Annotated in this window: 2 protein-coding genes; one reads left to right on the forward strand and one right to left on the reverse strand. The window is 50.2% G+C overall.

Annotated elements, in window-relative coordinates; translation table 11 throughout:
* Positions 1–512: THUMP domain-containing protein (locus RMO52_RS23470; RefSeq protein WP_310419170.1), on the reverse strand; the 512-nt coding region annotated here is incomplete at its 3' end.
* Positions 513–691: 179 nt separating this feature from the next.
* On the opposite strand from RMO52_RS23470, the gene RMO52_RS23475 reads away from it, so the two are divergent.
* On the forward strand, positions 692–1,555 hold the full coding sequence (locus tag RMO52_RS23475) for a metallophosphoesterase (RefSeq protein WP_310419173.1): 864 nt from the start codon (positions 692–694) through the stop codon (positions 1,553–1,555).
* The last annotated feature ends 141 nt before the right edge of the window (positions 1,556–1,696 follow it).

Consider the following 1,696-nt stretch of genomic DNA (forward strand, 5'->3'; position numbering starts at 1 on the left):
GCATCGCCGACAGCCGATCGATAACCGCGCCGATGGAGGCTATTGCCCGAGCTATCCAAGCTGACGATACAGCGATCTTTGTCGATATGAGCATTGATCCGCACGTTGGGATCTTGAATATCGACATCCGATCGCGAGCCAAATTTTTCGGTTTGTTGTTTGGTAATCGCTCTTTTGACTTGAATCGCGGTAAAATGGCTATGATTGAGCTGGTCGTTTTTACCAGTCACCGTGACTGCCAGTGTCAACTCGGGAGTTAGATATTCCCCCCAATCGATTTGTTGGACGCCATCATAGAGTTCGCGATCGTCGGTACTGGGAAATTCTCCGAGCTTCACCAATACCCGAAACGGCAACCGCGCCCACAAATTAACCCGATATAATAACTCTCGATCGCCCTGAAAAGACACGCCACAAAATCCCTGAGCCACGTCTCGCGCCCCTAATTGGCTTAGTTCCTGCGCGGCTAACTCTTCTAATCCTCTGGCGACTGTCGCAAAGTACTCACTCAAAATAATTCCTCAGTGCAGATCTAGTTTGCACGCAAACCATCCTTATCATTATTCCTTATATCTCGACTCGCCGCGATCGGGGCTGGCGTAAATTTCCGGAATCCGTCTCACCACAACGGTAGCTAAATTTAGCGATCGTCGCCAAACAGCACATTACCAATCGTAATTAGGGCATCAATATGAGCAAAAATATGAGGATGCGCTGGCGAAGATTAGTTTTAGGCGTAATTAGATTAGCGCTCATCGCGATCGCGATTTTATTTACGACTTCTGTCTACGCTCAAGGTGTGGAGCCGCGCTGGTTTGCGATTAAAACGATCGATGTCCAGCTAGCGGGGTTAGATCCGGCTTTTGAAGGTTATAAAATCGTCCAACTGACGGATCTACACGCCCGCTCGGGAATTATGGATCGCGCGACGCTGGCTAAAGTTGCCCGCATTGCCACCGCCCAACAACCCGATCTAATCGCCCTGACGGGGGACTATATTACCAGTGGTGCGAGTAAGTCCGAAGAAATGCTCGCTAACGCCTTTAGTCTGCTCCAAGCCAAAGATGGTGTCGTCGCTATCATGGGCAATCACGATCGCGGTGAAGATAGTAGCCCCCTAGAGCGTGCCTTTACCGCAGGTAAAATAAAACTGCTCAATAATGCCGTCCATTCGATCGAACGCCAAGGTAGCCGCCTGAATATTGCTGGTGTCGATGATGTCTGGCTTCGTCGGGCAAATCTGCCCCAGACAATCGCCCAATTACCGAATACTGGTGCGAACATCTTACTAGCACACGAACCCGACTTTGGCGATATTGCAGCGGCTAGCTATCAGTTTGAACTGCAACTTTCGGGGCACTCTCACGGCGGGCAAATAGTCTTACCGTTTGCGCCGAGAGTAACACCCCCCTTGGGAAGAAAATACATCAATGGACTGTATCACCTGGGAGTAATGCAATTATATGTGAGTCCGGGTGTCGGTACTACCGGGCCACCCAAAGCCATATTTAACTGTCGTCCCGAAATCTCGGTAATTGTCTTACATCACTTATAGAAGGGGATAGGGGATAGGGGATAGGGGATAGGGAGTAGGGAATACGATCGAGTACTCGCAACTCCCGGTGGCGGCATGGCTCGCTCCCTGAGTATGCACTGGCTGCCAGCAAGCTTCGAGCTGCTTGAGATTAAGCATTAG

Source organism: Chamaesiphon sp. OTE_8_metabat_110 (genome assembly GCF_031382685.1).
Taxonomy (GTDB): Bacteria; Cyanobacteriota; Cyanobacteriia; order Cyanobacteriales; family Chamaesiphonaceae; genus Chamaesiphon.

Coding starts and splice junctions, on each gene's coding strand:
- RMO52_RS23475 (WP_310419173.1), top strand. CDS start 692: ATGAGCAAAAATATGAGGATGCGCTGGCGAAGATTAGTTTTAGGCGTA.